This window comes from Mesorhizobium sp. M0514, from assembly GCF_040321145.1.
In the GTDB taxonomy this organism is placed as follows: Bacteria; Pseudomonadota; Alphaproteobacteria; order Rhizobiales; family Rhizobiaceae; genus Mesorhizobium.
Genome location: NZ_JAMYQZ010000028.1, coordinates 33,513 through 59,821, shown reverse-complemented (window position 1 = coordinate 59,821; position 26,309 = coordinate 33,513). Strand labels below are relative to the sequence as shown.

The 26,309-nt window shown below is 63.1% G+C and carries 33 protein-coding genes and 1 pseudogene; 23 read left to right on the top strand and 11 right to left on the bottom strand.

Annotated features, from left to right (window positions below; genetic code table 11):
• Positions 1-35: 35 nt before the first annotated feature.
• Entirely contained in the window at positions 36-707 is a 672-nt protein-coding gene (locus NKI61_RS14225) for an alpha/beta hydrolase (RefSeq protein WP_352839829.1), read from the bottom strand.
• A 218-nt stretch (positions 708-925) separates the two neighbouring features.
• Between NKI61_RS14225 and NKI61_RS14220 the strand changes: the two genes are divergently transcribed.
• The gene (locus tag NKI61_RS14220) at positions 926-2,161 is read left to right on the top strand and encodes an OpgC family protein (RefSeq protein ID WP_023700562.1); all 1,236 of its coding nucleotides are present in this window, start codon (positions 926-928) and stop codon (positions 2,159-2,161) included.
• On the opposite strand, the gene NKI61_RS14215 is transcribed toward NKI61_RS14220, so the two are convergent.
• A complete protein-coding gene (locus NKI61_RS14215) occupies positions 2,150-3,259 on the bottom strand; it encodes a LacI family DNA-binding transcriptional regulator (protein WP_352839827.1) in 1,110 nt (369 codons plus the stop codon). The two genes, NKI61_RS14220 and NKI61_RS14215, sit on opposite strands and share 12 nt — an antisense overlap.
• Before the next feature lie 146 nt (positions 3,260-3,405).
• Between NKI61_RS14215 and NKI61_RS14210 the strand changes: the two genes are divergently transcribed.
• Both NKI61_RS14210 and NKI61_RS14205 read left to right on the top strand, forming a co-directional pair.
• Positions 3,406-3,549 (top strand): hypothetical protein, encoded by a 144-nt coding sequence (locus tag NKI61_RS14210; RefSeq protein ID WP_352839825.1) that lies wholly within the window; start codon positions 3,406-3,408, stop codon positions 3,547-3,549.
• Positions 3,550-3,612: 63 nt separating this feature from the next.
• The gene (locus NKI61_RS14205) at positions 3,613-3,756 is read left to right on the top strand and encodes a hypothetical protein (RefSeq protein ID WP_023673014.1); all 144 of its coding nucleotides are present in this window, start codon (positions 3,613-3,615) and stop codon (positions 3,754-3,756) included.
• A 39-nt stretch (positions 3,757-3,795) separates the two neighbouring features.
• On the opposite strand, the gene NKI61_RS14200 is transcribed toward NKI61_RS14205, so the two are convergent.
• Both NKI61_RS14200 and NKI61_RS14195 read right to left on the bottom strand, forming a co-directional pair.
• Complete coding sequence (locus NKI61_RS14200) at positions 3,796-4,170, bottom strand: DUF423 domain-containing protein (RefSeq protein WP_023673013.1); 375 nt, start codon at positions 4,168-4,170, stop codon at positions 3,796-3,798.
• A 43-nt stretch (positions 4,171-4,213) separates the two neighbouring features.
• A complete protein-coding gene (locus tag NKI61_RS14195) occupies positions 4,214-5,479 on the bottom strand; it encodes a multidrug efflux MFS transporter (RefSeq protein WP_352839823.1) in 1,266 nt (421 codons plus the stop codon).
• Between the two features lie 149 nt (positions 5,480-5,628).
• Here NKI61_RS14195 and NKI61_RS14190 point away from each other — a divergent pair, with 149 nt between their 5' ends.
• Both NKI61_RS14190 and NKI61_RS14185 read left to right on the top strand, forming a co-directional pair.
• Positions 5,629-6,294: a GntR family transcriptional regulator gene (locus NKI61_RS14190; protein WP_023689520.1), complete on the top strand. Its 666-nt coding sequence runs from the start codon at positions 5,629-5,631 to the stop codon at positions 6,292-6,294.
• Positions 6,295-6,403: 109 nt separating this feature from the next.
• The gene (locus tag NKI61_RS14185; RefSeq protein WP_245259900.1) at positions 6,404-6,637 is read left to right on the top strand and encodes a DUF982 domain-containing protein; all 234 of its coding nucleotides are present in this window, start codon (positions 6,404-6,406) and stop codon (positions 6,635-6,637) included.
• Positions 6,638-6,709: 72 nt separating this feature from the next.
• Here NKI61_RS14185 and NKI61_RS14180 read toward each other — a convergent pair whose 3' ends face one another.
• Complete coding sequence (locus NKI61_RS14180; protein ID WP_023673009.1) at positions 6,710-6,868, bottom strand: hypothetical protein; 159 nt, start codon at positions 6,866-6,868, stop codon at positions 6,710-6,712.
• A gap of 178 nt (positions 6,869-7,046) precedes the next feature.
• Between NKI61_RS14180 and NKI61_RS14175 the strand changes: the two genes are divergently transcribed.
• Positions 7,047-8,018, top strand: coding sequence for a glycosyl transferase family 90 (locus tag NKI61_RS14175; protein WP_023697459.1), 972 nt, complete (start codon positions 7,047-7,049; stop codon positions 8,016-8,018).
• A gap of 20 nt (positions 8,019-8,038) precedes the next feature.
• Here NKI61_RS14175 and NKI61_RS14170 read toward each other — a convergent pair whose 3' ends face one another.
• Positions 8,039-9,082 (bottom strand): aldo/keto reductase, encoded by a 1,044-nt coding sequence (locus NKI61_RS14170; protein ID WP_023730846.1) that lies wholly within the window; start codon positions 9,080-9,082, stop codon positions 8,039-8,041.
• A 244-nt stretch (positions 9,083-9,326) separates the two neighbouring features.
• On the opposite strand from NKI61_RS14170, the gene ppk2 reads away from it, so the two are divergent.
• On the top strand, positions 9,327-10,247 hold the full coding sequence (gene ppk2 / locus NKI61_RS14165; protein ID WP_023689516.1) for a polyphosphate kinase 2: 921 nt from the start codon (positions 9,327-9,329) through the stop codon (positions 10,245-10,247).
• 189 nt (positions 10,248-10,436) lie between these two features.
• Here ppk2 and NKI61_RS14160 read toward each other — a convergent pair whose 3' ends face one another.
• Entirely contained in the window at positions 10,437-11,081 is a 645-nt protein-coding gene (locus tag NKI61_RS14160) for a dihydrofolate reductase family protein (RefSeq protein WP_023697456.1), read from the bottom strand.
• 110 nt (positions 11,082-11,191) lie between these two features.
• Positions 11,192-11,887: a winged helix-turn-helix transcriptional regulator gene (locus NKI61_RS14155; RefSeq protein WP_023697455.1), complete on the bottom strand. Its 696-nt coding sequence runs from the start codon at positions 11,885-11,887 to the stop codon at positions 11,192-11,194.
• Positions 11,888-12,063: 176 nt separating this feature from the next.
• Here NKI61_RS14155 and NKI61_RS14150 point away from each other — a divergent pair, with 176 nt between their 5' ends.
• Positions 12,064-12,390 (top strand): DUF1330 domain-containing protein, encoded by a 327-nt coding sequence (locus tag NKI61_RS14150; protein ID WP_023673003.1) that lies wholly within the window; start codon positions 12,064-12,066, stop codon positions 12,388-12,390.
• Positions 12,391-12,530: 140 nt separating this feature from the next.
• Complete coding sequence (locus NKI61_RS14145) at positions 12,531-13,295, top strand: imm11 family protein (protein ID WP_352625374.1); 765 nt, start codon at positions 12,531-12,533, stop codon at positions 13,293-13,295.
• Between the two features lie 2 nt (positions 13,296-13,297).
• Here NKI61_RS14145 and hemB read toward each other — a convergent pair whose 3' ends face one another.
• From hemB to NKI61_RS14130, 3 genes and pseudogenes are all read right to left on the bottom strand, one after another.
• Positions 13,298-14,353 carry a porphobilinogen synthase gene (gene hemB, locus NKI61_RS14140; protein ID WP_027049604.1) on the bottom strand — a complete coding sequence of 352 codons (1,056 nt, stop codon included), beginning with the start codon at positions 14,351-14,353 and terminating at the stop codon, positions 13,298-13,300.
• An 88-nt stretch (positions 14,354-14,441) separates the two neighbouring features.
• Complete coding sequence (locus NKI61_RS14135) at positions 14,442-14,720, bottom strand: hypothetical protein (protein WP_352839835.1); 279 nt, start codon at positions 14,718-14,720, stop codon at positions 14,442-14,444.
• A gap of 62 nt (positions 14,721-14,782) precedes the next feature.
• Positions 14,783-14,863 (bottom strand): annotated as a pseudogene (locus NKI61_RS14130) (pyridoxamine 5'-phosphate oxidase family protein); the annotation flags it as partial.
• A 263-nt stretch (positions 14,864-15,126) separates the two neighbouring features.
• On the opposite strand from NKI61_RS14130, the gene NKI61_RS14125 reads away from it, so the two are divergent.
• The 14 genes from NKI61_RS14125 (at position 15,127) to NKI61_RS14060 (ending at position 26,283) form a co-directional block, all read left to right on the top strand.
• Complete coding sequence (locus NKI61_RS14125) at positions 15,127-16,164, top strand: enoyl-CoA hydratase/isomerase family protein (RefSeq protein ID WP_023672999.1); 1,038 nt, start codon at positions 15,127-15,129, stop codon at positions 16,162-16,164.
• Positions 16,161-16,583 (top strand): DUF6163 family protein, encoded by a 423-nt coding sequence (locus NKI61_RS14120; RefSeq protein ID WP_023672998.1) that lies wholly within the window; start codon positions 16,161-16,163, stop codon positions 16,581-16,583. Before NKI61_RS14125 ends, NKI61_RS14120 begins: the two co-directional genes overlap by 4 nt.
• Positions 16,584-16,786: 203 nt before the next feature.
• Positions 16,787-17,302 (top strand): transcriptional regulator LdtR, encoded by a 516-nt coding sequence (ldtR, locus tag NKI61_RS14115; protein ID WP_023672997.1) that lies wholly within the window; start codon positions 16,787-16,789, stop codon positions 17,300-17,302.
• Between the two features lie 378 nt (positions 17,303-17,680).
• Complete coding sequence (locus NKI61_RS14110; RefSeq protein ID WP_023708671.1) at positions 17,681-18,934, top strand: L,D-transpeptidase family protein; 1,254 nt, start codon at positions 17,681-17,683, stop codon at positions 18,932-18,934.
• A 57-nt stretch (positions 18,935-18,991) separates the two neighbouring features.
• On the top strand, positions 18,992-19,285 hold the full coding sequence (locus NKI61_RS14105) for a hypothetical protein (RefSeq protein WP_352839820.1): 294 nt from the start codon (positions 18,992-18,994) through the stop codon (positions 19,283-19,285).
• A 171-nt stretch (positions 19,286-19,456) separates the two neighbouring features.
• A complete protein-coding gene (gene glyA, locus NKI61_RS14100) occupies positions 19,457-20,770 on the top strand; it encodes a serine hydroxymethyltransferase (protein WP_352511375.1) in 1,314 nt (437 codons plus the stop codon).
• Between the two features lie 80 nt (positions 20,771-20,850).
• Positions 20,851-21,435, top strand: coding sequence for a hypothetical protein (locus NKI61_RS14095; protein WP_023819340.1), 585 nt, complete (start codon positions 20,851-20,853; stop codon positions 21,433-21,435).
• Between the two features lie 138 nt (positions 21,436-21,573).
• Complete coding sequence (nrdR, locus tag NKI61_RS14090; protein WP_023669351.1) at positions 21,574-22,068, top strand: transcriptional regulator NrdR; 495 nt, start codon at positions 21,574-21,576, stop codon at positions 22,066-22,068.
• Between the two features lie 2 nt (positions 22,069-22,070).
• Positions 22,071-23,201, top strand: coding sequence for a bifunctional diaminohydroxyphosphoribosylaminopyrimidine deaminase/5-amino-6-(5-phosphoribosylamino)uracil reductase RibD (gene ribD / locus NKI61_RS14085; RefSeq protein WP_352839817.1), 1,131 nt, complete (start codon positions 22,071-22,073; stop codon positions 23,199-23,201).
• A gap of 1 nt (position 23,202) precedes the next feature.
• Entirely contained in the window at positions 23,203-23,820 is a 618-nt protein-coding gene (locus NKI61_RS14080; RefSeq protein WP_023708666.1) for a riboflavin synthase, read from the top strand.
• A complete protein-coding gene (locus NKI61_RS14075) occupies positions 23,820-23,999 on the top strand; it encodes a hypothetical protein (protein WP_352511371.1) in 180 nt (59 codons plus the stop codon). Before NKI61_RS14080 ends, NKI61_RS14075 begins: the two co-directional genes overlap by 1 nt.
• A 78-nt stretch (positions 24,000-24,077) precedes the next feature.
• The gene (gene ribH, locus NKI61_RS14070) at positions 24,078-24,572 is read left to right on the top strand and encodes a 6,7-dimethyl-8-ribityllumazine synthase (RefSeq protein WP_023669354.1); all 495 of its coding nucleotides are present in this window, start codon (positions 24,078-24,080) and stop codon (positions 24,570-24,572) included.
• Positions 24,569-25,069, top strand: a complete 501-nt coding sequence (nusB, locus tag NKI61_RS14065; RefSeq protein WP_023669355.1) for a transcription antitermination factor NusB — start codon at positions 24,569-24,571, stop codon at positions 25,067-25,069. Before ribH ends, nusB begins: the two co-directional genes overlap by 4 nt.
• The gene (locus NKI61_RS14060) at positions 25,066-26,283 is read left to right on the top strand and encodes an MFS transporter (RefSeq protein WP_023705069.1); all 1,218 of its coding nucleotides are present in this window, start codon (positions 25,066-25,068) and stop codon (positions 26,281-26,283) included. The genes nusB and NKI61_RS14060 overlap by 4 nt, the downstream gene beginning before the upstream one ends.
• Positions 26,284-26,309 lie beyond the last annotated feature (26 nt).

The window sequence follows — 26,309 nt, the reverse complement described above, 5'->3', positions numbered from 1 at the left end:
TCCGCCGGGGCGCCGATGCGGTCTACCAAGGTCTCCTAGCCTGCCTGGCGTGCGACCAATGCTGGTCCCGCAAGCCACTGCCGGACGATGGCGGCATCCGGGTCGCCGATTTCGTGACCTGAAGGCACGATGCGCGCATCGACCTCGGCGCCATGTTTGTTGAGCAGCGTCACCAGTGGCAGCGCAAACGGCCCGTAGGTCTCATCGGCGGCACCGGCGACAATCAGGACGCGCGTTCCGGTCAGATTGGTTGCCGGCGCATCGTCAAGCACGGGCATTGCTCTCAGCAACGCCGCTTTTCGGACGAGGCCGGAGTTGAGCAGCATCAGGCTGGAAACCAGATTGGCGCCGTTGGAATAGCCGAGGAAAGTCGCCCGGGCGAGGTCGAGCCCGTGGCGCTTTGCGGCCTCGCTTGCGAAGGCGGCAAAGTACGATGTTTCGGCACGGATGCTCGCCTGTTCGAAACTGGTCGGCGTGATCCGCTCGAACCAGCGGAAGCCGTCTTCTTGGCGGATGCGGCCACGCACCGCGACCAGCGTGGCGTTAGGGGCGATCTGCCTCGCAATCGGGACCATCGTCGTTTCATCGACACCCGATCCGTGCAGTAAAAACAGGCTCTCGCCGCCGGCATTCTCCGGCTTGAGGAGGCGGTAGGGAAAGGCCAGATCCTGATGCAGAAAGGCGTTCTCGTCGTTATATCGATGCACGCTCATATCTCATTGATTTAACGGGACACATTGGTCATTTGCCAGCTTCAAAACGGAATATTTTCACGCTCCGCGAAATGTGATTGCAACAGGCTCATTTCAGACCGTTTCTGCGCCGATACGCTCCCTGCGGGAGGAATCGAAGCGGTGTGCGCCGATGGCCGCATCCCGGCATGAACAACGCGAGCACCCTTGCTCTCCTTTGAGGCCTTTTGTCGATGACCCTGCCAGTTCCGCCCGATCGCGCCCCGCGTATCGCCGATCGCGCTCCGCGTATCGCCGATCGCGCTCCGCGTATCCCCGATCGCGACACGCGCATTGACGTGTTCCGTGCGCTCGCACTCCTGACCATCTATATCGACCACGTGCCGGGCACCGTCTTCGAAACGCTGACCTACAAGAATTTCGGATTCTCGGACGCGGCGGAAGCCTTCGTGCTGATTTCCGGCATGTCGGTCGCACTCGCATATGGCACCAAGTTCCAGCCGGGCGGCCGGCTGCTGGCGATGTTGAAGATGTGGCGCCGGGCCGGCGTGCTTTACAGCGCCCACATCGTCACCACCATGGTTGTGATGGCGTTGTTCTGCGCCGCGGCGGTGTTCGGCCGGCGGCCGGAACTGCTCAAGCTGATCAACATCGAGCCGCTGATGAAGAACACGCCGGAGGTCATGATCGGCATTGTCACGCTCGGCCACCAGCTTGGCTACAACAACATCCTGCCGGTCTATGCGGCGCTGCTGTTGATGGCGCCGCTCTTCCTGCTCTTCGTCAGCTACCGGCCGCTGCCGGCGCTGGTCTTTTCCGGCGCGCTGTGGCTCGTCGCCGGCCTCTGGCAGATCGCGCCGCCGAACTATCCCGAGCCCGGCTTCTGGTTCCTCAACCCGCTGTCCTGGCAATTCCTGTTCAACATCGGCCTTGCCGGCATGCTGCATGTCAGGCGCGGCGGCACAATTCCCGTCAATCGTTGGCTGGTGGGCGCCGCGGCGACCTATGTCGCGGCAGCGGCGGTCTGGGTGCACAGCCCGCTCTGGGGCGAGATAACGTGGTTTAACCTGCCCGTGGTGATCGGCGGCTTCGACAAGACGTTCCTGTCGCTGCCGCGGCTCCTGCACATATTGGCGGTGAGCTATCTGATCGTCGCCCTGCCGGCTTTCTCGAACCTGTTCCGTCTCAGCCCGGACCATCCGCTTGCCCTGCTCGGCAAGCGCTCCTTGCCGGTGTTCCTCGCCGGCACGCTGATCGCCATGGCGGCGCAGGTGATGAAGCTGATCAATCCGGGCGGCTTTGCCTATGACGTCTTGCTGATTTCGGCCGGCATCGCCATGCAATTCGCGCTCGCCTTCTATCTTGAGTGGCTGTCCGGCATCGGCTTGGGCAAAAAGCCGGTTCGCAAAGAAGCGCCAGCCGTTCACCAGACCTTCGGCATGCCCGCGATGCCAAGGCTAAGCCGATGATCCCACATCAGCCGCCAAGCTAGCAGGCGAGGGGCCGGACGACCCCCGCACCACAAGATCGACCGGCAGCAATTGCCGGTGCTGCGAGCCGTCATTTTCGAGGATCGCCTTGACGGCCAGCCGGCCCATCTCGGCGATCGGCTGGGCGACAGTGGTTAGTGGCGGCTCGGAGTCGGCGCCTTCCGGCACGCCGTCGAAGCCGACGATTGACACATCGCCCGGCACGGCAATGTTACGCTCGCGCAGCCAGTCGAGCGCATGCAGCGCGATCTTGTCCGACATGGCCAGGATTGCCGTCGGCGTCTGCGGCAGCGCGAAAATATGATCGAGGCCGGCCCGAACGCTCGCCTCGTCATTGAGGGTTTCGTAGATTGGCACTTGCGAGACGTCGATGCCGAAGCGGGAGAGCTCGCCGAAATAGCCACGCAGACGGTCGCGTGTGCCCGAGTAGAGGGATGTCGTCTCGACTTGCTCCTGCGTGACGGGACCAAAGCCAGCGTCGGCAGATTCCAGGGCGAGTACGGCAAAGCTGCGATGGCCGAACTCGGCCAGATGGCGCGCCGCCAGACCCGCGCCGGCGACGTTGTCGACGCCGATCGCAGCGACCGCCTCATTTTCCGAATCGAGATCAAGCGCCACGAAAGGCAGTTTGCGTTCGCGCGCCAGTTCGACCAGCCGCGACCCACCCTCGATGCAGAACACGATGAAGCCGTCGACCAGGGCGCTCTGGATGTTCCAGGCGAGCTGCTCGCTGTTGGCGGCCGAGACCAGCGAAATTCCGGCGCCGGTGGCGTCGCAGGCCTGCGAAATGCTGGCCATCATGACGCGGGCAAAGGGATCGTCGAAGAAATAGGACAATGGTTCCGCCGTTGCCACGCCGATGGCGTTGACCTTGCCGGCGCGCAGCAGCCGGCCCTTGGGATCCGGGCCGGCATAGCCCATCGCTTCCGCCGCCGCCTTGACCCGCTCGCGGACCTCTTCGCGCACGATTTCCGGGCGAGCGAACACGTTGGACGCGGTACCGTGCGAGACCCCGGCCGCCTTGGCGATGTCGGCAAGCCGCACTGGTCTCGTCTTGCCGGAGGTCAATGCCGTCATTTTCGTCTCCTGAACCGGAGCCTGTTTAGCACTTTCGTTGGATCGGTTCAAATTTTCCCTTGATCGGACGGCGGAGAGGGTCTATATTTGAATCGATCCAAGGGATTCACCAAGTATAACTTGGATCGATTCAAGAGGAGGGTGCCATGCATCCCGTGAATTATCTGTTCGAAGACATCTACGGCAATGATTGGGGCATAGTCTCCGACGCCGCCACCCGCAGGCGCTGCGACAAGGTCGGGCCGTGGAGGCGTGACCTGCAATACCTTGTGAAACGCAAGCGCAGCTGATCGGCCCCGGCATTTTCGTGCCAGCTGATTGGATCGATTCAAGTTCTTAAAGAGGAGACGAACATGCATCCCGTGAAGCATCTGTTCGAAGACATTTATCGCAATTACTGGGGTATCTCGCCTGCCACGGAGCAGCCGGAAAGGCGGCGGCCGACCAAGTCTGCCAAGCGCAACCGCGACCTGCTGCCGCAAAACCGGCAGGATTAAGCCTCGTGTGATATCTGATGGGACAGGGTTCTTGGCTCGTCAGGACCGTTGCCGCACGAGCGCCGAGGCCGCGATCACCAGCCAGCCCGCGATGAGCAAGGTGCCGCCGATCGGCGCCGACATCGGGAACAGCCGCGATCCCACGAAATCCCGTGCCAGCAGATCGCCGCAGAACAGAACAAGCCCGACGAGCAGCACCAGGCTGCCGATCCGCAAGATCCGGTTTGCGCCGGCGAGGCCGACGGCCAAAAACACCGGCGCATGCATGAGCAGGAAGGATGCGGCCGTGCCGACGAAGGCGCCGCCGAGATGCGCTGATGCCGCCGACAGCGCCACGCCCGCCGCGCCGGCAATGCCGCCGGCGAAAACGAGGATGCGCGCGCTGTTTGCTGGTGCTGACTCGGCGATGCTCATGTCTCGGGCTCCGTGATTGACGATAGGCGGCGCGACCTGTCTGTCAGGATTTTTCCGATATCGCCAGCATGTCGCGCGTGCGGCGCGCCTGGGCCAGCCAATTATACGCGGCACCGCCCGCCATCAGCAACGACGTGCCGAGAAACACCGCGCGCATGCCGAAATGGCCGCCGACGAAGCCGCCCAGCAGCGGCCCCGCAACCTGGCCGACATATTGCGCCGAGATTGCCAGGCCCAGCACATTGCCGCCGACCCCATCGGGAACATTGTGGCGGATGACGCTGGTGATGCAGGGCAACAGCCCGCCCAGCACCAGACCCATAAGGAACCGCAGCCCGACCAACTGCCAGCTCTCGGTGACGAAGGCCTGCGGCATCAACAGCAGCGCCGAGACGGCCAGCGATGCGACGATGACGTTCCAGTGGCCGATGCGGTCGGCGAGTTTGCCCAGCCGTGACGCCGACAGGATGGCGCCCAGCGCCGCCGCCGACATGACGACACCTGAGACCAGGGTCACCCGGCTTGCCTCCGCGACCAGTTGCTGGACGTAAACGGTGATGATCGGCTCGATCGACATGTTGGCGAAGGTGAACAGCATGCCGGTCGCCAGCATGGCCACGACAGGGCGTTTGTCGGGGATCTGCGCCCAACTTCCCTTTGGTTTCTCCTCGCGTTTTGCCTGTACTGGCGGGCGAGGCATCTCCTTTATCAGGAACGTCGTCGCCAGCGCCGCCAGGAAAATGACGCCGCCCGCGATGAGGAAGGTGGCGCGAATACCGATCAATGGCGGCAGCGCGCCGCCAAGCAACGGGCCGACCAGGGAGCCTGCGGTGATGCCGGCCGACAGCACGCCAAGCGCCCAGCCGGAGCGCTCCTTCGGCGTCTGCATGGCGACAAGGATCGTCGAGCCTGAGGAATAACCGCCGGCAAAGCCGATCAACAGGCGCAAAAGCACCAATTGCCAGACGGTCTGCACCATGCCGGTCAGCGACATGCAGATCGCCATGCCGAAACTGGCGCGCACCAGCATCACCTTGCGGCCGTAGCGGTCGCCGAGCCGCCCCCACAGCGGTGCGACAAGGGCCGCGGCAAGGAAGGTGGCGCCGAAGGCGATGCCGGACCATTGCACGATCGCCGCGTGGCCGACGGCGCCCAGTTGCTCGACATAGAGCGGCAGGAACGGCAACAACAGCGTCATCGCCACAAGCGTGCTGAACGATCCGGCAAAGCACACGAACAGGTTGCGCCGCCAATGAATGTTGTAGGTGGAAGGCGCTTCGGCGGCCTGCGCTGCACTGTCCTGCGGCATGTCCTGTCCTGTCCGCTTGCTGCGGATACCATTTTGGGATACCAACTTGGTACCTCATGGACGCAAAGCCCGGCTGCTGTCAATCAGGCGCTCTCAATGTGATCGGCAAGACCAACGGGCAAGGCCGATCGCCAGCAATGGAAGCAACTATGTCGCAGATGCAGATCGTCGAAAAAGCGCTTCGCGAGATGATCCTTGGCCTCGAGGTCGGTCCTGGCGAGCGGCTGACGGAGCGCTGGATCGAGAGCCGCTTCGGCGCCTCGCGCACGCCGGTCAGGGCAGCCCTGCTGCGGCTGGAGACGGAAGGGCTGATCTGCCGTGACGGGCGCGGCTGGACCGTGTCGCCGATCAACCTTGCCGAACTGGAACAGATCGCGGTGTACCGCGAAGCGGTCGAGGTCGCGGCGGTCAGGCTGACTTCGGCGCTGGCCGACAGGAGCGCAGCCGATGTCATCGAGGCGATGCTGGACTCCTGCGACACTGCCACGCCGCGCGAGGAATGGCACCGCGTCGGCATGGATTTCCATATCGAACTGGCGCGGCTCTCCGGCAACGAGTTCCTGTTTCGGGCCGTGCGCGATGCCATGACGCGGCTGTCGCGGGCGCGCTGGCTGGAGGTGCGCGACGAGGCGGCCCTTGGCCGCGCCTGGAGCGAGCATCACGCCATTCTGGCGGCGGTGCGGGCCGGCGATGCCGATGCGGCGGCGGCGCGACTTTCCGCCCATATCGCCGGCAGCCGCGCTCGCCTGGTGACGTCGTTGCACAATGACCGGCGCGGCCTGCGCGCCAGGGGTTTTGCCGTCGTCGCCGCTTGATACTGGTCACGAAAACGAAAGAACGCCGTCGCGATCCGCTTTCGGCCTCGCTTCGCGGACGCCGATGGCGTAAGAGGCGCCCATGGAAAACAACCGATTTGAAACACCCGTGACCGTTAAGTCGGGCACGGAGGGAAGCACTCAGCTCTTGCGTACGGTGCGCGAGGCTTCCGATTACCTGCTCAACAGCTGGCCCGGCAAGCGCAGCCCTAAGCACCGCGAAGCGCTGCAGGCCTGCCATGACGCGCTGGCCGGCGACAAGCCGGCGATGATCGCAAGACGCGCCTTCATCGCCGCCGCGCGCGAGGTCAACGTCTTCGTCAGCGACAAGGCCCCGGCCTGATCACATCGGCCTGATCAGACCGGCATTTTGCCAGGATCCGGCCCGTTTCGTGGGCCGGTGATCCTGTCTTGCCTATTTTTCTGTTTCGGTGTCGGTTTTCGAACTTGCCTCGTTCTCAGGCTCGGCGCGCTCCTTGGCCGCGACCTTGGCGGCGAGCTTCTCCGCCTTCTTGGCGGCCTTCTGCCGGTCGCGCTCTTTGCGTTCCTGACCGTAATTCGGTGGTCGAGCCATATCGTTTCCTTTCGCTGTGCCTGATCCTGCCTAGAAGCATTGGCCGGCAAACACAACAGCGCCGCGAGGGCAGATGCCAGCGGTTCTGGACTTGCGTGATGGCGAACACAATGGTTTAGAAAAGGCTGCGGGACAGTTGCTGGAGCCGCCGCCGACCGATTTCGAATCAAAACGACCGATGGCCACGCTTCAAAGAAACGCACAGAAGCTGATCTACTATGCGCGCAACGCCATGCGCGACATCGCGCCGCCGGTTCTTTTCCGGCGCCGGCTCGGCCGGCTGCTCGATCAGGCCAGGCTTTCCGACGCATCGGTCCGCCAGCGGCTCAATTACTACAACACGCTGCGGGAGCCTTTTAGCCCCAGCCCCGAGGCCGTGCCGGTCAGCCGGCTGCCGTCGGACCGCAGCATGTACTATTACGATCTGAAGGAGTTCACCCGTTATTTCGACCCAGATCTGCGCATCGACCTGGAATTCGGCGACGTCATCGAAGTGCCGAAGATGCCGTCGATCGTCAAGGACCGGCCGATAGCGGGCGACAACGGCAACGGCGTCCTGTTCAAGCTGAACAAGTTCCGTCATTTCTACATGCCGGCCGACGATGTCGCCTTCGCCGACAAGCATCCGCTCGTCGTTTGGCGCGGCGAACTCAACAATCCGATCCGCACCTTGTTGCTGGATGCAGCCCGCAATCTGCCGTTCTGCGATGTCGGCACGCCGAGGGCGACAGCACCTGCGGAATACCGCAAGCCCTATCTCAGCATCGATCAGCAGCGCCGCTACCGCTACATCATCTCGCTCGAAGGCAATGATGTCGCGACCAATCTGAAATGGATCATGAGCTCGAACTCGCTCTGCCTGATGCCGCCGCCGACCTATGAGACCTGGTTCGCGGAAGGGCAGCTCGAGCCCGATGTCCATTATGTGCCGCTGGCGCCCGACTTCAGCGATCTGGCCGAGCGCGTGCACCATCTCGAGAAACATCCGGCCGAGGCCCAGCGCATCGTTGCGGCGGCCAACGCCTATTGCCGCAAATTCGCCGACGAGCGGGCCGAGCAGGCGATCTGCCTGCTCGTGCTCTACAAATATTTCGTGCTCAGCGGCCAGATCGAGCCCGATCCGCAGGTCTGGCGGTTTATCGCGGGCTAGCGGCTTCCGGCGCCCTTAAGTCAGATGACGCTGCGGTCCATAACCAGATCGGCCGGGCCGAAGCGGTCCTTCGCCGTAAACTGCTGGTGCCAGTAGGGATAGAGCACCGGAGGCCGGCTGACGGCATCGAGACGCTGGCGTTCATCAAAGGACAGCGTCAGGCTCGCCGCGGCGAGATTGTCTTTCAACTGGGCTTCGTTGCGCGCCCCGATCACCAGCGAGCTGACGGCCGGCCGGCCGAGCAGCCAGGCCAGCGCCACCTGGGCCGCCGAAACGCCGCGTGCCGCACCGATATCGACCAGCACGTCGACAATCCGCCACAGCCGATCCTCGTCGCGGATCGGGGGTTCCGACCAGCCGCCGATCTGGCGCGCCGTCGGACTGTCGCGGCGGTATTTTCCCGACAGCAGGCCGCCGGCGAGCGGGCTCCACACCAAAACGCCAAGGCCCTGGTCGACCGAGATCGGCAAGAGCTCATACTCGGCCTCGCGTGCTTCCAGCGTGTAGTGGATCTGCTGGGTGACGAAGCGCGGCTGGTGCTGGCTGTCGCTGATGCCGAGCGCCTTCATGACCTGCCAGCCGGAATAGTTGGAGCAGCCGACATAGCGGATCTTGCCCTGGGCAACCAGCGTGTCGAGCGCGGCGATGGTTTCCTCGAGCGGCGTCGCGCCGTCCCATTCGTGCAGGAAATAGATGTCGATGACATCGGTCCTGAGGCGCTTCAGGCTCTTCTCGCATTCGCGGATCAGATGATGGCGCGACAGGCCTTCGTCATTGGGGCCTTTGCCGATCCGCATGCGCGCTTTGGAGGCGATCAGCACGTCGTTCTTGCGCTTGCCGCCGAGCGCCTCGCCGATGATCTCTTCCGACAGACCGTTGGAATAGACATTGGCGGTGTCGATGAGATTGATGCCGGCATCGATGCAAGTGTCGATGATGCGCGAGGCCTCCGCGAGATCGGAATTGCCGACGGCAGCGAACGGCCCGCTGCCGCCGAAGGTCATGGTTCCCAAGGTCAGCGCCGAAACTTTCAAGCCGGAACGGCCAAGCGTGCGGTATTCCATGTCTGATCCTCGTAGTTTTGGTGGGGAGGCGGTTTTAGCAGGAAAGGGCGGGGAAGCCCGAACGGGTCCGCTATTTGTAGGACAATTTGAGCGGCTTGTCGCCATGCCAGGGCGCTGGATCGGCAATGCCTCGCTGCTTTGCAGTGAAGACCGGCTGGCCGGCGGCTTGCAATAAAACCGTCATTGCCGGCCTATATCGAGTCGGCTCAGGGTTTCATGTCAGCCGGCAAGCGGAGCAGTGGAAATGAATGAGCTAAAGCAGAATTCTGCGGCCAGGGATTGGCTGGAAGCCGAACTCGCCGACACGCTCGACGAGGACTATGAGCTGGAAATCTCGGAGCCGGCGCTGTCGTTGGAGATCGCCAAGATCTACAAGAACGCGCATCCGCCGTCGATCGATCGCATGCAGTATTTCCGCGACCTGATCGGCTTGCAGTCGGAACTGATCAAGCTGCAGTCCTGGGTTGCCTACCACAAGAAGAAGCTAGTGGTGGTTTTCGAGGGCCGTGATTCCGCCGGCAAGGGCGGCGTCATCAAGCGCATCACCCAGCGCCTCAACCCGCGCATCTGCCGCGTCGTGGCGCTGCCGGCGCCGACCGAGCGCGAAAAGTCACAATGGTATTTCCAGCGCTACGTGCCGCATCTGCCGGCCGGCGGCGAGATCGTGCTGTTCGACCGCTCCTGGTACAACCGCTCCGGCGTCGAGCGGGTGATGGGCTTTGCCGAACCCGATCAGGTCGAAGAGTTCTTCCGCGACGTGCCGGAGTTCGAGCGCATGTTGGTCCGCTCCGGCGTCACGCTGGTCAAATACTGGTTCTCGATCACCGACGAGGAACAGCAGATGCGCTTCATGATGCGCATCCACGACCCGATGAAGCAGTGGAAGCTGTCGCCGATGGACCTGCAGTCGCGCGTGCGCTGGGAGCAGTACACCAAGGCCAAGGAAGAGACGTTTGCCCGCACCAACATCCCAGAGGCACCGTGGTACATCGTCGAAGGCAACGACAAGAAGCGGGCGCGGCTGAACTGCATCGACCATCTCCTCAAACAACTGCCCTATGAGGACGTGCCGCACGAAGAAATCACGCTGCCCGAGCGGGTGTTCAACCCGGAGTACGAGCGCCAGGTCCTGCCGCGCGAGCTTTACGTGCCGGAGAAGTATTGAGCACTTTTCCTTCTCCCCGTTTCACGGGGAGAAGGTGCCCGAAGGGCGGATGAGGGGCAGCGCCGGCATCGACGAATTCACAGCCGTCGGACGCTGCTAACCTCCAAAAGCAGCGCTGCCCCTCATTGCCTGCCGGGCATTTCTCCCCGTAGAACGGGGAGAAAGAAGCCTGCGCCTATCACTTCGCCACTACACCCGCTTGATCGTCACATGCGTGGCGAGCGCTGTCGCCACCTGCTCGGTGCACTGGTAACCCAGCTTCAGCATATCCAGCCCGGCAAACAGGCTCTCGCCCCTCCCGAGCAACACCGGCGACACCGCCAGATGCAACTCGTCGATGAGCTTCTCTTGCAGATATTGCCGGATGGTGGAAACGCCGCCGCCGACGCGGACATCCTTGCCGCCGGCCGCGGCCTTTGCTTGTTCGAGCGCGGCGTGGATGCCGCCGGCAACGAAGTGGAAAACGGTGCCGCCTTCCATCACAATGGGGTCGCGCTTGTAGTGGGTCAGCACGAAGGTCGGCACGTGATAGGGCGGGTTGTCGCCCCACCAGCCTTTCCAGCTCTCGTCTGGCCATTCGCCGCGGATTGGGCCGAACATGTTGCGGCCGAGGATCCAGGCCCCGACATTGTCGAAGCTGCGGACAGTGAACCGGTCGTCCACATCGGTGGTGCCGCCATCCTTGCCGACCATCTCATGGAAGGTGCGGGTGCCGGTCATCCATTTGTGCAGATATTCGCCACCAACGCCGAGCGGATTTTGCAGGTCCTGGTCAGGACCGGCGCCGAAACCGTCGAGCGACAAGGTGAAGGCATTGACGCGAAGTTTGGACATGGAGACTCCCTTTCGGTGACCAGTTGTGATTTGCAATCAGTATTCAAACTGATTGCATTTTGAAACTAGTATTTTTAGAGGCAAGCCGATCTGTGGAATGCGCAGGGACCTCAAGCCGCCACGCGCTTCGGCATCACCGCAAACGGGCTGAGCCCAAGCCAGATCTGCATCTTGCCGGCGACGTCGAGATCGCCGGTCAGGCTGATCTTGTCGCGTTCCTTGTGAACTGTCGTCAGCCCCATCCAGATCGAGGTCATGGTGCACAGATCGGTCGAGACGTAGAGATCGACGTCGAAGCCCGGATCGTACCAGCAAAGATCGACCTCGCCCTGCTTTTCGACGATCAGCCACCACGATCGTTTTGACGCCGGCAGGTCATGGTACAGGAATTGTATCACGGTGCGCCCGTCCGGCAGCGGACTGGGGTTCAGATTGCGCCGCATGTCCCACATCAGCAGCGACGGATCGAGGTTTTTGAGCGACAGCCTGGCCTCGACCCATTTCTGGCCCCAAAACCCCATCGCCTCGACAACCGGGCGCAAATCCCGGCCCGCCTCGGTCAGCCGGTATTCGAACACGCCCTTCTCGGTCGCGATCTCGGTCCGCTCGACGATGCCTCCCGCTTCGAGATCCCTAAGCCGTTGCGACAGAAGGGTTGGCGACATTTTCGGCACGCCGCGGCGCAAATCGTTGAAGCGGGTCGATCCCGCCACCAGTTCGCGCAGCAGCACCATGGTCCAGCGTGTGCAGAGCAGCTCGGCGGCCATGGAGAGCGGGCAGAATTGCTTGTAACCGGCTTGTGTCATGTGGTGAGCTCCAAAAGATGTTGCCGGACCTTATTCAGAAAACCTGAGTTCAGCCAGTACAGAAGCTGTACTGGCACCCCCGGTACAGTTCTGTGACTGGAGCGGTCCGGCGCCGCCATGCGAGGCAGCGGTCACGTCACCGGGCAGTCCGGTGCCGATCCATGAGGAGTTGGACAATGACCGCTTACGTGATCGCAGACATCAAGGTGAAGGACGACAAATGGGTGCCGGCCTATGCCGCTTCGGTGCATGACCTCGTCCACAAGCATGGCGGCAAGTATCTCGCCCGCAGCGGCAATGTGAAGACGCTGGAGGGCAAGCCGCTCGACACCAGCCTGATCGCCATCATGGCGTTTCCGTCGGCAAAGGCAGCCGAGGCCTTCACCAACGATCCGCAATACGCCCCGTTTGTGGCGGAGCGCCGGAAGGGCAGCGACAGCCGCTTCCAGCTGATCGACGATACCGATCTCGCCGGAACGATTCCTTATTTGCCAAAGGCGTGAGGAAAAGCCGGAACCCGGAAAGTCCGGGTTCCGGCTAGCCCTTCAGCATTTGCGCCACTTCGGGCGCGAAGCAGGTGGACGGGTACTCTCACGCGATTTAGTCTTGAACTCGAAAGTCGGTAGACTGAGCAGGCGCGCACGTGACCATTATTTCACTCATTGCAAAACTGTTTGCCAACCGGAACCGCCCGCAGAATAGGCCAGCTCAAGTCCCAGAGCGGGTTTTCCGCAAAGAGGCGAAATTCAAGAAACATGGAAAATTCTTCCAGATCGGACCGACATATCGCGGCGGGTCCCATTGTCTTCAGCTGGAAAACGCCCAAGCTTTGGTGCCGCCATCCCGCATACTGCTCGGGCCGACGGAGTTTGGGGGATACGGCTTTCCTGAGTACCCGGAGACGCCCAGGCTACGGCCTGAAGCGACAGACTATTGCAGGCCACCAAAAGACTTAGAAGATTTTCATTGTTACTGGCTTGTATCCGAGCGCCTGAAGGACGTTCTGCAGTCAGTCGACCCCGATGGGGTCGTGTTTAACGACTGCGACGTATTCTATTTGAGCGGAAAGCCGATCGAACCAAAGCACTACCTTTGCGACATCGTTCGCAAGATTGATGCCGTGGATCTCGAATCGTCGAAGTTTAGGCTTTTGATCGGCGAGAATGGAGGCGTCCACTACGACCGCGCCGGAGGCGCGTGCTTCTATTTCAAGGAGGAGATTGTTGGCGATGCGCATATCTTCAAACAGAAGAACATGGGCATCGTCATTTGCACCGCCAAATTGAGAGAAGCCTGTGTCGAAGCAGGCATCAAGAATCCCGACGTGTTCCAAGACATGTCGGTTTGCGGGCGTGGTCGGCTGGACTTCGAAACAAGAAATGTCAAAGAGAGTTATGTGCTGGAGTGAATTTATCCCTTCAGCATTTGCGCCACTTCCGGCGCGAAGTAGGTCAGAATGCCGTCGCAGCCGGCGCGCTTGAAGGCGAGCAGGCTCTCCAGCATTGCCTTTTCGCCGTCGATCCAGCCATTGGCGGCCGCCGCCTTGATCATCGAATATTCGCCTGACACCTGGTAGGCGAAGGTCGGCATCTGGAACTCGTCCTTCAGCCGGCGGATGATGTCGAGATAGGGCAGGCCGGGCTTGACCATCAGCATGTCGGCGCCCTCGGCGATATCCTGCTCGGCCTCGCGCACCGCTTCGTCGGAATTGGCGTGGTCGAGATAGTAGGTCTTCTTGTCACCCTTGAGCAGGCCCGCGGTGCCGACCGCCTCGCGGTAGGGGCCGTAGAAGGCGGAGGCGAATTTCGTCGCATAGGACATGATCGCCACATCCGAAAAACCGTTGGCGTCGAGTGCGTCGCGGATGGCGCCGATGCGGCCGTCCATCATGTCGGACGGCGCGATGATGTCGGCGCCGGCCGCTGCCTGGATGACGGCCGCGGCGGTCACCTGTTCCACCGTCTCGTCATTGACGATGATGCCGTCGCGCAAGATGCCGTCATGGCCGTGCGAGGTGAACGGATCGAGCGCGGCATCGGTGATGATGCCGATCTCCGGCACCGCGTCCTTGATGGCGCGGGTTGCGCGGTTGATGATGTTTTCCGGGTCGAGGATGTGCGATCCCGTCAGGTCGCGCAGGCTGAGTTCAACATTGGGGAAGGTGGCGATCGCCGGAATGCCGAGCTTAGCGGCCCGCTCGGCCTCCTTGACGGCGAGGTCCAGCGACAGGCGGAATACGCCGGGCATGGCGGCGATCGGCTCGCGCGTGTTCTTGCCGTCGATGACGAAGATCGGCCAGATCAGATCGTTCACCGTAAGCCGGTTTTCCTGCACCAGGCGGCGCGACCAGTCGGCCTTGCGCATGCGCCGCAAGCGGCGGCTGCCGGTGATCTCGTCGACGCTGCGCGCACCGCCGGGCTTTGCCGGCGCGAATTTGTTGCTCGTCGCGGGGGTGAATTTGTTCATCGCAAAAACTCCGGGTCGAGGCGGCTTTTACCACGAGGCCTTGCCGCTGACCAATGCGACACGATTGTGCCAGTCGATAACGCGCTGCTTACGGCTTCGGCGGCCACGCCAGCTCGGGGCCGGTTTTGAAGAACGACACATTGTTGGTGAAGATGCTCTTCGGGGCAAGCCGGATCAGGCGCCCGTCCGGATGGCCGATGTCGGCGACATTGTCGATGAACCAGCGGTTCCAGGTCGCCTCCGGGCCGAGATATTTGTGCAGCAGCCGTTTGAAGCGGTTCGGCGCCATCGGCTCGATGGTGGCGGAGCCGCGCAGGCCGAGATGCAGCAGGATGCCGGCCTCATTGTCGAAATGGACGATCTCCACGGCGCGCGCGGGTCACGTTCGAGGTGTTTGACAGCACTTGCCCCGGTCGAGCCGAGCAGCCAGATTGCAGCGTCCTCCCAGATGAACCACATCGGCGCGTTGCGCGGCGCGCCGTCAGGCGTCACGGTCGCCAGATTGGCCATCAGCGGGCGGCTGAGAACATCATCCGGGTCGAACTTTTTCGCATCTCCCAGCCATGGCTCGGCGCTGCGGTTTCAAGCGTCATGCGTTTGTCCCTGCATCAGAAGAAAGGCTGTTTCGCCCGGCAATTCTGCGCGCTTTTCTGCGGGGGGCAAAGCACGGTTGCGTTCCCTTGCGAAAATCCAAACCGCGCCCGCCGGTTGACGCACCCATGCGCCACCTTTAGCACTTCAGTCCCGCAGGCGCGGGGAGGGATTCTCTGACGATGGATTTTGGCGGCGGCGACGAGATCCGCTTCGAACGGTTGGGCAAGGCGGGCGTCGTCACGCTGACGCGGCCGCAGGCGCTCAATGCGCTGACACATCGCATGATCAAGGCGCTGGACAAGGCGCTCGACGCTTTTGAGCGCGATACCGGCGTCGATGTCGTCATCGTCAAGGCCGAGGGCAGGGCGTTTTGCGCCGGCGGCGACATCATGCACGTCTACGAGGCCCGCGCCGGAAAGCCGCCGGTCGAGTTCTTCGCCGACGAATACCGGCTCAACGCCCGCATCAACAGTTACAAAAAGCCCTATGTCGCGCTGATCGACGGGATCGTTATGGGCGGCGGCGTCGGCATCTCTTTCCACGGTTCGCAGCGTGTGCTGACCGAGAACGCCCAGTTCGCCATGCCCGAAGTCGGCATCGGTTTCTTCCCCGATGTCGGCGGCAGCCATCTTCTGCCCGACCTTGGCGGCAGCTTCGGCATGTATCTGGCGCTGACCGGCAACCGCATTCGCTATGGCGATGCGCTGTGGTCTGGCCTGGCCACCCACACCATCAAGGCCGCCGACCAGGCTGCCTTTCTCGATCGGCTCTGCGCCAATGGCGATCCGGAATCGGTGCTGCGCGGCTTTTTCGTGCCGGCCAGGCGGGAGACCGGCCAGCCGGTGCTGGAAGCCATTGCCCGGCATTTTTCCCAACCCTCGCTCGCCGAAATCCTCGAGAGCCTGGAGCGGGCGGCAGGCGCCGACGAGTTTGCCGCCAAGACGCTGGCCACCATCCGCACCCGCTCGCCGACCAGCCTCAATGTCGCGTGGCGCCAGATCAGCGCCGGGCTGACGCTGTCGATGGAAGCCTGCATGAAGATGGAGTTCCGCATCCTCAACCGCATGCTGGCCGGGCACGACTTCTATGAAGGCATCCGCGCCGTCCTCGTCGACAAGGGTTCGACGCCGCAATGGCGGCCGGCAAGCCTGGCCGAGGTTGACGCTGCTTCGGTGGACGCCTATTTCGCGCCGCTCGAACGGGAGCTCGAACTGTGAGCGAGGTCACGTCGCGGCGTATCGTGCTGCAGCCCTCGGGCGTCGAGATCATCTTCGCCTGGTTCCAGCGCGTCATAGCGGGCTACTGCCTGTTGTTCGGCATCCTGTACTGGATCCGGCTGATCGGCTTTTATCCCGGCCCGCTGTGGCGCTTCGACCTGATGCCGGTGCACTGGCAGGTCGTGGCGGTGATGCTGGCCGTGTTCTTCCCCTTCGCCGCCGCCGGCCTGTGGATGCTGGCGTCGTGGGGCCCGGTGATCTGGTTCATCTGTGCTGTCACCGAGACCATCATGTATGCCGGCTTCCCCGATCTGTACGGCCACCGGCCGCTGATCGTCTTCTCGCATGCCGCGGTCGCGCTGCTCTACATCGCCTTCCGCATCGTCATCTGGATGCGCAAGCGCCCCGCGCGCGCCTGAAACGCCGCCCCGCAGCCATTGGCTAAATCTTTAGGTTAATTATCCTTGCTCGGGTGACCGTTCGTTAAGCGTCTTGCGAAACCTATTACCGGTAAGCTCTTGTTAGCCCTAGCGTTTAAGTCGAATTTTATGAGTATTCGATAGTGTCGCAATCAAGGTGAAAAACAAAAAATCACCAGGGCGACAAACGAGAGGCAAAGACAATGATCAATTCGCGTCCGGCGGCGAAGACCGCCAACGTATCCGACGATCGCCGCGAGGCTATCCGTTCGCTTTACATGGAATCGCTGCAGCTGGTGGAGCGTCTGCATCGCCGTCTGCTTGACGTGATCAAGGACGAGTTCGACCGCAACGGCCGTTCCGACATCAATGCCATCCAGGCGCTGCTTCTGTTCAATATCGGCAATTCCGAACTGACCGCCGGCGAGCTGCGCTCGCGTGGCTACTATCTCGGCTCGAACGTCTCCTACAATCTGAAGAAGCTGGTCGATCTCGGCTTCATCAACCACCAGCGCTCGCGCATCGACCGCCGTTCGGTCCGCGTTTCGCTGACGCCGAAGGGCAATGAAGTGGCGGAAGTCGTCGCCGGTCTCTATGAGCGCCATGTCGGCTCGATCGAACAGGTCGGCGGCATCAACAGCGAAGAGTTCAAGCAGATGAACCGCGCGCTGCAGCGCCTCGACCGCTTCTGGAACGACACCATCGCCTACCGGATGTAATCAGCGGGCCATTGAATAGCAGCTGCGCCGGTAGAAGCGCGGCCGGAGGAAAGTCTCAGCCAACAGGCCGGTGCCGAAAAGCACCGGCCTTTTCTTTTCGAGCCGCCGGCGCTTCCAAATTCGGCGTAAGCCACGTTGCCGCCATATTCGCGGTGGAAGCGGGGATGCGGGTGATGCGGCGGCGAAAGCTGTTCGCGCGCCTGTAATGTCGCATCGCGGTCCGCTTTTCACGGCTCAGTGATGCAGGTCATGGTTGGCTAATTGTTAACAGTGCCAACTTTAGAGTGCGGGCGATATCGCCCAGGATCGAGCACGTAGCCGAACGCTGCAACAGCCAAACGCTAGAAGCCAAACACGACAAGAATGTCTGGAACGTCCATGAGAACCAGCCGCCGCCTTTTCCTTTCCGGAGCTTCCGCGCTCGCCGTTGCCATGGTTGCCAATGCCGCCAGCGCGCAGGATGTGATCGACGATATCCTGAAATCGTCGGGCCGCGGCAATTGGGACGACCAGTTCGATGCCCGCGCCTCGGAGGGCGGCAAGGTCGCCTCGACGCTGCCGATCTTCAGCCTGCAGACGGTCGCCTTCACCGAACAGGCGGTGGCGCAGTATCAGAACATCGTCGCCCAGGGCGGCTGGGGCGAGGTGCCGGCGACCAAGAAGCTGCAGCTTGGCGTCGACGATCCGGACGTGGTGCCGCTGCGCAAGCGGCTGATGGTTTCGGGCGACCTGGCGCAGAGCGCCGGCATTTCGACGTCGTTCGATTCCTACGTCGACGCCGCGGTCAAGCGCTTCCAGGCGCGCCATGGCCTGCCGGCCGACGGCGCCATGGGCAAATACACCTATGCTGCGATGAACGTTTCGGCGCAGATCCGCCTCGGTCAGCTGCAGACCAACCTGGAGCGCCTGCGCGAAAAGGCCGGCACGCTGGGCAGCCGTTATGTGCTGGTCGATATCCCGGCGGCACAGATCGAGGCGGTCGAGAACGATCGCGTCGTGCTGCGCCACACCGCAATCGTCGGCAAGATCGACCGCCAGACCCCGGTGGTCAATTCCAAGATCAACGAGATCATCGTCAATCCTTACTGGAACGCGCCGGTCTCGATCGTGCGCAAGGACATCATTCCGCTGATGCGGAAGAACCCCGACTATCTCAAGGACAGCCATATCCGCCTGTTTGCGCCGGATGGCAGCGAAGTCGATCCGATGACTGTCGATTGGTCGACGGATGATGCCGCAAAATACCGCTTCCGCCAGGATCCGGGTTCCGGCAACGCCATGGCCTCGGTGAAGATCAACTTCCCCAGCCCCGACGGCGTCTACATGCACGACACGCCGCAGCAGAGCCTGTTCGGCAAGATGATGCGCTTCGATTCCTCGGGCTGCGTGCGTGTCCAGAACGTGCGCGACCTCGTCACATGGATCCTGCGCGACACACCCGGCTGGGATCGCCAGCATTTCGAGGCGACCATCAAGACCGGCGAGAACACGCCGGTGCAGGTCGTCAACCCGGTTCCCGTCCACTTCCTCTATGTGTCGGCCTGGTCGACGGGTCCGGGCGTCGTGCAGTTCCGCGACGACGTCTACGCGCTCGATGGCGCCAGCGAACTGCAGATCACCTCTTCGCTCTAAGCGGCTGATCTCATTTAGGAAAGGCCACCGCAAGGTGGCCTTTCCGTTCGAAGTCCCATGAGGCGGGGCTGGTGGTGCCGGCCATGCGCCAGGCTTGCCGCCGCCGAGAACATCGTCGCCGGCTACCGGCGCCGCATCGCCACTTCGGACGAGGCCGATGACGCCCGGGCCGAGGCCCGCGAAGCCGGGCGGCTGGAGCTCGAAATGCGGCTTGCCGGCATCGAGGCCGAGCGCACCGCCGTGCGCGACATGTTAAGCAGCGGCGCGATCAACGACCACACGGCGAGGGCGTTGTTTACCGAGATCACGCTCACCGAAGCCTTGCTGCAGGGGCGGCAGGAGCGAAAATAGCGGTTCAGGGCCGCTCTGGCGCAATCCGGCCAGCAAATTTCGCGCTGCAAACGTGGCGAGGCGAAAACAACTGTGTTAATGGCGCGGCAATGCATGTCGCCCGGAACCGTGCAGCGGTTTCGGGGCAACGATATGCATAGATAAATGCCCCGAACCGAAGGATTTCAGGCGATGGCAACTGCAGCGGCAGCGTCGAACAAGTTCGAATCGTTCTTCGAAACCACGCTGGAAGATGCCGATCCGGAGATCTTCGGCTCGATCCGCAACGAGCTTGGCCGCCAGCGTCACGAGATCGAGCTGATCGCTTCGGAAAACATCGTTTCGCGCGCCGTGCTCGAGGCGCAGGGCTCGATCATGACCAACAAATACGCCGAGGGTTATCCGGGCAAGCGCTATTATGGCGGCTGCCAGTTCGTCGACGTCGCCGAGGAACTCGCCATCGAGCGCGCCAAAAAGCTGTTCGGCTGCAACTTCGCCAATGTCCAGCCGAATTCCGGCAGCCAGATGAACCAGGCGGTCTTCCTGGCGCTCTTGCAGCCCGGCGACACCTTCATGGGCCTCGACCTGAATTCCGGCGGCCACCTGACGCACGGCTCGCCCGTCAACATGAGCGGCAAATGGTTCAAGGTCATTTCCTACGGCGTGCGCAAGGACGACCATCTGCTCGACATGGACGCGATCGAAAAGACCGCGCATGAGACCAAGCCGAAGCTGATCCTGGCCGGCGGCACCGCCTATTCGCGCATCTGGGACTGGAAGCGCTTTCGCGAGATCGCCGATGCGGTCGGCGCCTATCTGATGGTCGACATGGCCCATATCGCCGGCCTGGTTGCCGGCGGCGTGCATCCGTCACCGCTGCCGCACGCCCATGTGGTCACCACAACCACGCACAAGTCGCTGCGCGGCCCGCGCGGCGGCATGATCCTGTGCAATGACGAGGACATCGCCAAGAAGATGAACTCGGCGGTTTTCCCCGGCCTGCAGGGCGGGCCGCTGATGCATGTCATCGCCGCCAAGGCGGTCGCCTTTGGCGAGGCGCTGAAGCCGAGTTTCAAACTCTATGCCGAGAGCGTCGCCGCCAACGCCAAGGCGCTGGCGTCGAGCCTCAAGGAAACCGGCCTCGACATCGTCTCCGGCGGCACCGACAATCATCTGATGCTGGTCGATCTCAGGCCCAAGAACGCCACCGGCAAGCGCGCCGAGGCAGCGCTCGGCCGCGCCAACATCACCTGCAACAAGAACGGCATCCCGTTCGATCCGGAAAAGCCTTTCGTCACCTCTGGCGTGCGTCTGGGCACGCCGGCCGGCACCACGCGCGGCTTCGGCCATGCCGAGTTCCGCGAGATCGGCAAGCTGATCGCCGAAGTGCTGGACGGGCTGAAGGTCGCCAATTCCGACGAAGGCAATGCGGCGGTCGAGGCGGCGGTGAAGGCCAAGGTCGTGGCGCTGACCGATCGTTTCCCGCTCTATCCCTATCTCGGTTGACCGCCAGCGGCGCTTCGTCTTTTATCCCGCGCTCTGCGCCGGTTGCTGTTCGGGCGGCGCGGCCTGTTGGAGATCTGACGATGCGCATGTTCCATCCTGCCGTTCTGGCCTTTCTCGGCTCGCTTGCCGCTGTCGCCGTGTCGGGCGCGATCGCCCAGGAGCAGACGCAGCCGGGCACGGATATCCCGGGCACCAACACCTTTCGCAGGTGGACCACCATCATTGATGCGCTCGACACCGGCCAGGATTCGCACAAGACCTGTGCGGCCTCCACGGCCTTTCTCGACGGCAACGGCAATGCCGGCACGCTGACGCTTTCGATCTCGACTGGCGACGCCCTGCCGCCCGATGCCTATCCGGCGATCATGTTCACGATCGCCAACAAGGACCTGCCGACCGGCAAGAAGATCGCCGCGACCTTTGGCGACCCCGGCGTCAAGGTTTCCGCGACCGTCTATTCCAATGATGCCGGCCGCCCGAGCTGGACCGTCGACAACCAGGTCAAGACCAGTCTCGCTTTGTTGCGGGCCATGCGCCAGGTCATCTCGCTCGATGTGACGTTCGGCAAGCAGGCTGTCGCCAGCATCCCGATGGATGGCTTCACCAAGGCCTACCGCAACCTCGGAACGTCCTGCGGCTTCCCGACCAAGGACGTCGCCCCCTGACATATCTGGCGCGGCTGGCAATTTTCCTCCCGCCTCGCTATCTCTGAGGGCGCGAGCGGCCGTTGCCGAACCTTTGCCGTCCCGGCAAAAACCTCTAAGCCTATCGTTCCGCCAGAATCGCCAACCTGAAGGCTCTCCATGCGCTGTCCCTATTGCCAGTCCGAAGATACGCAGGTGAAGGATTCGCGCCCCGCCGAGGATGGCGCCGCGATCCGCCGGCGGCGCGTCTGTCCCGATTGCGGTGGCCGTTTCACCACTTTCGAGCGCGTCCAGTTGCGCGACCTCGTGGTGGTGAAGAAGTCCGGCAGAAAGGTGCCGTTCGACCGCGACAAGCTCTTGCGTTCGGTGGAGATCGCGGTGCGCAAGCGCAATGTCGATCCCGAGCGCATCGACCGCGCCGTCACCGGCATCGTGCGCCAGCTCGAAAGCTCCGGCGAGACTGAAATCGCCTCGGGCGAGGTCGGCCGGCTCGTCATGGAAGCGCTGAAGTCGCTCGACGACGTCGCCTATGTCCGCTTCGCCTCTGTCTATCGCAATTTCCGTGAGGCCAAGGATTTCCACGATGTGCTGGGTGAGCTCAAAGGCGACGAGCTCAAGGGCGACGAGCTGAAGAGCGAAGAGGACGCCGGCTGAGCATGGCAACCCAAACGTCAGGGAAGGCCGATCAGCAGGCTCTCGATCGCGGTTTCATGGCGGCAGCGCTGAGGCTCTCGCGCAGAAATGCCGGCCGCACCTCGACCAACCCTTCGGTCGGCACCATCATCGTTCGCGACGATGGCCCCGGCCCGATGATCGTCGGCACAGGGGTCACCGCCGTTGGCGGCCGGCCGCATGCCGAGACCGAGGCGCTGACTGAAGCCGGCGAGTTGGCGCGGGGCGCCACGGCCTATGTCACGCTGGAGCCCTGCGCCCACCATGGCCGCACCCCGCCTTGCGCCAACGCGCTGGTCAATGCCGGAGTGGCGCGGGTGGTGGGCGCCGCCAGCGATCCCGATCCGCGCGTCTCCGGCAAAGGCTATGCCATCCTGCGCGCCGCCGGCATCGAAGTGGTCGAAAAGGTGCTGGTCGAGGAAGCCGCCGAGCAGATGGCCGGCTATTTGATTCGATCCATGAAAAAGCGTCCGGAAGTGATTCTGAAGCTTGCGCTTTCCAGCGACGGCAAGATCGGCAGGCATGGCGCCGGCCAGGTCGCGATCACCGGCGATATCGCCCGCCGCGAAGTCTATCTGATGCGCGCCGAAGCCGATGGCATACTGGTCGGCATCGGCACGGCGCTGGAGGATGATCCCGCGCTCACCGTGCGGCTGCCGGGGCTGGAGAACCGCTCGCCGGCGCGCATCGTGCTCGACCGCCAGATCAGGCTGCCGGAAGCCTCGAAGCTGGTCTCCGGCACCGACCGGGTGCCGCTCTATGTCGCCGCGAGCCTGGAGGCTGATCCGCTACGGCGGTCGGTGCTGGAGCGTGCCGGCGTGCGCTTCATCGGCACCGAAACCCATGAAGGCGGCGTGGCCTTGCCGGAACTGCTCGAGGATCTCGGCGCGCTCGGCATGGCCAGCGTTCTGGTCGAAGGCGGCGCCAAGGTGGCCAGCGCCTTCCTCGCCGAAGGACTGATCGACCGCATCGTGCTGTTCCAGGGACCGGAAGCGATCGGCGAGGGCGGCATTGCATCGCCCATCGACGCCAACCATATCCCGGCAGGCTTCCGCAAATTGCGCGAGATGCGCTTCGGGGAAGACAGCTATGCCGAATGGGTGAGAGATATCTGAAATGTTCACTGGAATTGTCACCGATATCGGCACCGTCGCGGCCGTCAAGCCGCTGAGCGAAGGCGTCGGCCTGCGCATCGACACCGCCTATGACCCCGCGACGATCGCCATCGGTGCCTCGATCTCCTGCGGCGGCGTCTGCCTGACGGTGACGGCGCTGCCAGATGGCGGCTCGAACGCCCGCTGGTTCGAGGTCGAAGCCTGGGAAGAGGCACTGAGGCTGACCACGGCGTCGGGCTGGAAATCAGGCACCAAGGTCAATCTCGAGCGGGCACTGAAGATCGGCGACGAACTCGGCGGCCACATCGTGTCGGGTCATGTCGATGGCATGGCCGAAATCGCCGAGCGCAAGGATGAAGGCGATGCCGTTCGCTTCACGCTGGAGGCGCCGCGCGAACTGGCGAAATTCATCGCGCCCAAAGGGTCCGTCGCACTCGACGGCACCTCACTCACCGTCAACAAGGTCGAAGGCGCCCGTTTCGACGTGCTGTTGATCCATCATTCGCTGACCGTGACCACCTGGGGCGAGCGCAAGGTCGGCGACAAGGTCAACCTCGAGATCGACACCATGGCCCGCTACGCCGCGCGGCTGGTCGAGGCCGCGAAGGAAGGTTTGTGATGACAAGAGACGAAATTCACTTCGGGCAGCGGGAAGAGCTCCACACTGAGGACGCGCTCGGCCTCAGTTTGTCGGTCAACGATCGCAAGGTTTTCCCTGAAGCTCTGATCAATGCTCAGCCCATAAACGATCGTCTTCGCGACACAGTGCGTCGGTATCGCGAGGCTACCGGTATCTGACGGCCTCACCTCCAGCAATCTTCCGCTTGCGATCAAACCGGCTTCGGCCTAAGTCACCGGCTACCCCCGGAGACATTCATGGCAGGCACATCCCAACACGGCAAAGCGTTCATTCGCCCGAAGAAGAAGGCCCACCTTCTGATCATCGAGGCGCGCTTTCATGACGATCTTGCCGACGCGCTGCTCGACGGCGCGACGAGCGCGCTCGACGAAGCCGGCGCGACCTATGACGTCATCACCGTTCCCGGTTCGCTGGAAATTCCAGCAGTGATCACTTTTGCGCTCGACGGCATGGGCGAGGGCGGCAAGGACTATGATGGTTTTGTCGCGCTCGGCACCATCATTCGTGGCGACACTTATCATTTCGACATCGTCGCCAATGAATCGAGCCGCGCGCTGATGGATCTCTCGGTGCAGGAAGCGATTGCGATCGGCAACGGCATCCTGACCACCGAGAACGACGCGCAGGCCTGGACGCGCGCCAAGCGCTCGGAGGGCGACAAGGGCGGCTTTGCCGCGCGCGCGGCGCTGACCATGATCGCGCTCAAGGAGAAGCTGGGAGCGCAATCGTGAGCGAACCCGCTTCGCCCGGCCAGCCCGCGACACGCCATGCCAATAAGCGTGGCGCCGCCCGTCTGGCCGCCGTGCAGGCGCTTTACCAGATGGACGTGGCCGGCAGCGGCGTCTTCGAGATCACCGCCGAATACGAGGCGTTCCGGCTCGGCAAGGAAGTCGACGGCGCGCTTTATCGGGAGGCCGACGCGCAGTGGTTCCGCGCCATCCTGGCCGGCGTCGTCGAGAACCAGACGACCATCGATCCGATCATACGCCAGGCGCTGACGGAAGACTGGCCGCTGTCCAGACTCGATTCGACGTTGCGCGCCATCCTGCGCGCTGGCGTCTACGAACTGATGAAGCGCGACGACGTGCCGGTGGCCGTCATCGTTTCGGAATATGTCGACATCGCCAAGGCCTTCTACGAGGAAGACGAGCCGAAGCTGACCAACGCCGTGCTCGACCGTGTGTCGCGCCGGGTGCGGGGCGAGGGGCGCGGCAAGGACGCATTGTGACCGGCACCGTCCCCGGCGCAGCAAGGGAAGCGCGCCGCACGGCGATCATCCTGGCGACGTCGCAGGCGATTATCGGTTCGGCCGCGCCGATTGCCATTTCCATGGGCGGGCTGGCCGGGCAATATCTGCTTGGCCCCGATAAGTCGCTGGCAACGGCGCCAATCACCGGCTTCAACATCGGCGTGGCGCTCGGCGCGTTGCCGGCCGCGGCCATCATCCGCTGGCTCGGCCAGCGCGGCGGCTTCATGACCGGCACCATCGTGACCGCGCTTGGCGGCGTCATCTCCACGCTGGCACTGTTCCACGCCAGCTTCTGGCTGTTCGCTTTCGCGCTGCTGGTGATCGGCGTCGGCGGCGCCTTCGTCCAGCAGTTCCGCTTCGCCGCCGCCGATAATGCTCCGCCCGAATTCAAGGCGCGCGCCATTTCCTTCGTGCTGGCCGGCGGCGTCATCACCGCGATCCTCGGGCCGCAGATCGTCATCTTCACCCGCGAATTGCTGGCGCCGGTGATGTTTGCCGGCTCGTTCGTGGCCATTCCGGTTCTGGCGGCGGCCGGCGCCATCATCCTGTCATTCCTGCGCATCCCGGCCAAGGCTCCCGGCCACGCGGAAGTCGCGTCAAGCGACGCGCGGCCGCTGTCCGAGATCGTCACCCGGCCGCGTTTCGTCGCGGCACTGTTTTGCGCCGTCGGCAGCTATGCGCTGATGAGTTTCGTCATGACCGGCGCGCCGCTGGCCATGGTCGGCTGCGGCCTGTCGACGGACGACGCCACGCTCGGCATTTCCTGGCATGTGATGGCGATGTTTGCGCCGAGCTTCTTCACCGGATCGCTGATCCATCGCTTCGGCGCCGAACGCATCGTCGCAACCGGCCTGGTCCTGCTCATCGGCTGCGCCGCGGTGGCATTGTCCGGCCTGCATCTATGGCAGTTCTGGACGGCGCTGATCCTGCTTGGCCTCGGCTGGAATTTTGCCTTCATCGGCGCCACCTCCATGGTCGCCGACAGCTACCATCCGTCCGAAAAGAGCAAGGTGCAGGGCTTCCACGACTTCGTCCTGTTCGGCTCCGTCGCCTTCGCCTCGCTAATGTCGGGCGCCATCTACAATGCGTGGGGCTGGGAGATGCTGAACTGGCTGGTTTTCCCGGTCGTCGCCCTCTGCTTCGTCGCCCTTGGCGCGCTCAAACTGACCGGATCACGCAAAGCCCGCGCCTGATCCGGTTCTATCTTTGGCTTGGCACG

What these genes read in the sequence shown, in the direction of transcription:
- NKI61_RS14220 (WP_023700562.1), top strand. Translation starts at nt 926, where the DNA reads ATGACCCTGCCAGTTCCGCCCGATCGCGCCCCGCGTATCGCCGATCGC.
- NKI61_RS14215 (WP_352839827.1), bottom strand. Translation starts at nt 3,259, where the DNA reads ATGACGGCATTGACCTCCGGCAAGACGAGACCAGTGCGGCTTGCCGAC.
- NKI61_RS14210 (WP_352839825.1), top strand. Translation starts at nt 3,406, where the DNA reads ATGCATCCCGTGAATTATCTGTTCGAAGACATCTACGGCAATGATTGG.
- NKI61_RS14205 (WP_023673014.1), top strand. Translation starts at nt 3,613, where the DNA reads ATGCATCCCGTGAAGCATCTGTTCGAAGACATTTATCGCAATTACTGG.
- NKI61_RS14200 (WP_023673013.1), bottom strand. Translation starts at nt 4,170, where the DNA reads ATGAGCATCGCCGAGTCAGCACCAGCAAACAGCGCGCGCATCCTCGTT.
- NKI61_RS14195 (WP_352839823.1), bottom strand. Translation starts at nt 5,479, where the DNA reads ATGCCGCAGGACAGTGCAGCGCAGGCCGCCGAAGCGCCTTCCACCTAC.
- NKI61_RS14190 (WP_023689520.1), top strand. Translation starts at nt 5,629, where the DNA reads ATGTCGCAGATGCAGATCGTCGAAAAAGCGCTTCGCGAGATGATCCTT.
- NKI61_RS14180 (WP_023673009.1), bottom strand. Translation starts at nt 6,868, where the DNA reads ATGGCTCGACCACCGAATTACGGTCAGGAACGCAAAGAGCGCGACCGG.
- NKI61_RS14175 (WP_023697459.1), top strand. Translation starts at nt 7,047, where the DNA reads ATGGCCACGCTTCAAAGAAACGCACAGAAGCTGATCTACTATGCGCGC.
- NKI61_RS14170 (WP_023730846.1), bottom strand. Translation starts at nt 9,082, where the DNA reads ATGGAATACCGCACGCTTGGCCGTTCCGGCTTGAAAGTTTCGGCGCTG.
- ppk2 (WP_023689516.1), top strand. Translation starts at nt 9,327, where the DNA reads ATGAATGAGCTAAAGCAGAATTCTGCGGCCAGGGATTGGCTGGAAGCC.
- NKI61_RS14160 (WP_023697456.1), bottom strand. Translation starts at nt 11,081, where the DNA reads ATGTCCAAACTTCGCGTCAATGCCTTCACCTTGTCGCTCGACGGTTTC.
- NKI61_RS14155 (WP_023697455.1), bottom strand. Translation starts at nt 11,887, where the DNA reads ATGACACAAGCCGGTTACAAGCAATTCTGCCCGCTCTCCATGGCCGCC.
- NKI61_RS14150 (WP_023673003.1), top strand. Translation starts at nt 12,064, where the DNA reads ATGACCGCTTACGTGATCGCAGACATCAAGGTGAAGGACGACAAATGG.
- hemB (WP_027049604.1), bottom strand. Translation starts at nt 14,353, where the DNA reads ATGAACAAATTCACCCCCGCGACGAGCAACAAATTCGCGCCGGCAAAG.
- NKI61_RS14125 (WP_023672999.1), top strand. Translation starts at nt 15,127, where the DNA reads ATGGATTTTGGCGGCGGCGACGAGATCCGCTTCGAACGGTTGGGCAAG.
- ldtR (WP_023672997.1), top strand. Translation starts at nt 16,787, where the DNA reads ATGATCAATTCGCGTCCGGCGGCGAAGACCGCCAACGTATCCGACGAT.
- NKI61_RS14110 (WP_023708671.1), top strand. Translation starts at nt 17,681, where the DNA reads ATGAGAACCAGCCGCCGCCTTTTCCTTTCCGGAGCTTCCGCGCTCGCC.
- NKI61_RS14105 (WP_352839820.1), top strand. Translation starts at nt 18,992, where the DNA reads ATGAGGCGGGGCTGGTGGTGCCGGCCATGCGCCAGGCTTGCCGCCGCC.
- glyA (WP_352511375.1), top strand. Translation starts at nt 19,457, where the DNA reads ATGGCAACTGCAGCGGCAGCGTCGAACAAGTTCGAATCGTTCTTCGAA.
- NKI61_RS14095 (WP_023819340.1), top strand. Translation starts at nt 20,851, where the DNA reads ATGCGCATGTTCCATCCTGCCGTTCTGGCCTTTCTCGGCTCGCTTGCC.
- nrdR (WP_023669351.1), top strand. Translation starts at nt 21,574, where the DNA reads ATGCGCTGTCCCTATTGCCAGTCCGAAGATACGCAGGTGAAGGATTCG.
- ribD (WP_352839817.1), top strand. Translation starts at nt 22,071, where the DNA reads ATGGCAACCCAAACGTCAGGGAAGGCCGATCAGCAGGCTCTCGATCGC.
- NKI61_RS14080 (WP_023708666.1), top strand. Translation starts at nt 23,203, where the DNA reads ATGTTCACTGGAATTGTCACCGATATCGGCACCGTCGCGGCCGTCAAG.
- NKI61_RS14075 (WP_352511371.1), top strand. Translation starts at nt 23,820, where the DNA reads ATGACAAGAGACGAAATTCACTTCGGGCAGCGGGAAGAGCTCCACACT.
- ribH (WP_023669354.1), top strand. Translation starts at nt 24,078, where the DNA reads ATGGCAGGCACATCCCAACACGGCAAAGCGTTCATTCGCCCGAAGAAG.